The following is a 1853-nucleotide window of genomic DNA, read 5'->3' as shown; positions in this document are numbered from 1 at the left end:
TATTTTCTTTTAATTGTTTATTATTCTTTTTCCATTGTGACATATAATTTCTTATTGTAGAACTTGATCCATTATAGCCCTTATCTTTTATTATTTCTTCAATTTTTCTTGAAGTATATCCTCTAACAATACAGTCATCAATTATTTTAATATAAGGAGTTAACTTTGATACTCTTTTAGAACGTTTTGATAATTTTACAGCAGAAGTATTTTCGTCTAGATATTTTTTAACTGTTCTTCTATCAATTGACAATTCATGGGCAATCGTACTTATTTTATTTCCGTTTTTATATAAATATCGTGTTTTATCAATTATTTCTTGCTTTTTCTTAATATTTTCTTTGTATTGAATATCTCTAGTTGTTTCAAAGAATTTTTGTATATTGTCTTTGTCTAAATTTAATATTTTATTTAAGGTCTTTATATTTAAATTTAAAGAATTACATATGCTGTTTTTACTGATGCCTTGATTATGCATGGATATTGCTTCCATAGCCTTTTCTTTTACAGACAGTATTTTATTTTTGCTTGCATTTGATAAATCACTATTTCCTAGATTATGCTCATTGGTAGATTTTATAGATATCTTATTTTTTAAATATTTAGAAAGATAATCCTTACAATAAGATGTTAAATTTTTCAATATATGAAATCTATCACTTACTTGAATTGCTTTGGGATGTGAAGTAGCGATAGCACTATTATAAGTAATAGATCCATCTCTTGAAAAAACTTCAATATTCGGATAATTTCTTAGCCAAGAAACTATATCGTCATATTCTCTAGATTCAATCATATCTATAATTGTATTATTTTCAATATTAATCATTATAGTTCCATATGTTTTTCTTTTTCTTATAGCAAAATCATCAATACAAACCTTTTTTACATCTTGTTTATTTATTTTCATTAATGTATCTTTTTTTTAAAAGAGTACAAATCGTACTCTTACTAATATTAACAACGTTTTCCCTTAGATAATTTTGAGCAGCTATAGAGCTCATATTTACCGCAATCTTAGATATCTGTTCTTCTAAACGAAGAGTATTTTTTCCTTTAAAGTAGAAACATGAAAAGCTTTCTGCGAAAGTTGTTCGGGTGCATTCTGAATTAAAACAAAAATATTTCTTATTATTTAAGATTATTTCAACTTTTTTATTTTGCATAGGTAAATCCTTAAATGTTCTCTTGTATTTAGAATGAACTTTATTTGATATATGTCCACAGCAAGGACATTTACATTCATTAAGTTCAGAAATCACTTGAATGTAAATAGTATCATCTATAATTTCATGAGATACATATTTTAAATTTTTATCTAATAGTTTTATAAATTCATTCATAAAGAGTCCTCTTTCAAAGTTAAAAATATGTATAATTATATTCAATATGTTAACGTTTTTCAACTAATGTAGGAAAGAACCATTTTTATCTTATCATTTATATGACAGATTAACGAAAACTAATGAGAAACTGGCGGGAGAGAATGAAAATCTCCGTGCTGAAAACAAAGATTATAAACTGCTGAAAAAGGCGTTCGGAAGTAAACAGATGGACAGTCTTTTAGAGCAGGCAAAGGCAGTACAACAGTCTAAACAGCGTGGGAAACGCTTTAGAAATAATCAAGAGGAAAGGTAGGAAACATTATGGAAAACAGGATTTATGATGAGAAAAACGGTCTTTGGTATGCAAAACAAGGCGACTATTATCTCCCAGAGCTTGCATTACCTCCCAAAGAAGAAAAGCCTATTGGAATATGGGGGCAAAGGCATTTGAAGTATAAATGTCAACATTAAAATGTAATTTTTTGATCATTTAAGAATGTAGTTTTTAGTTCTCTTCAAAATTTAAAT

3 protein-coding genes are annotated in these 1853 nt (G+C 26.7%); 1 reads left to right on the top strand and 2 read right to left on the bottom strand.

All coding sequences use genetic code 11. From position 1 onward, the window contains the following. Positions 1–910: transposase (locus Q0F58_RS19390; RefSeq protein WP_294379720.1), on the bottom strand; the 910-nt coding region annotated here is incomplete at its 3' end. Further along, positions 897–1343: a transposase family protein gene (locus Q0F58_RS19385; RefSeq protein WP_294379718.1), complete on the bottom strand. Its 447-nt coding sequence runs from the start codon at positions 1341–1343 to the stop codon at positions 897–899. The genes Q0F58_RS19385 and Q0F58_RS19390, both read right to left, overlap by 14 nt. A 303-nt stretch (positions 1344–1646) precedes the next feature. Between Q0F58_RS19385 and Q0F58_RS19380 the strand changes: the two genes are divergently transcribed. Further along, positions 1647–1796, top strand: a complete 150-nt coding sequence (locus Q0F58_RS19380) for a TnpV protein (protein ID WP_367118227.1) — start codon at positions 1647–1649, stop codon at positions 1794–1796. Positions 1797–1853: the final 57 nt, after the last annotated feature.

The organism is uncultured Clostridium sp. (assembly GCF_934754915.1).
GTDB lineage: Bacteria > Bacillota > Clostridia > Clostridiales > Clostridiaceae > Clostridium.
The sequence above is the reverse complement of the archived record's forward strand: the minus strand, read 5'-3'. Positions and strand labels throughout refer to the sequence as shown.

Coding starts and splice junctions, on each gene's coding strand:
- Q0F58_RS19385 (WP_294379718.1), bottom strand. CDS start 1,343: ATGAATGAATTTATAAAACTATTAGATAAAAATTTAAAATATGTATCT.
- Q0F58_RS19380 (WP_367118227.1), top strand. CDS start 1,647: ATGGAAAACAGGATTTATGATGAGAAAAACGGTCTTTGGTATGCAAAA.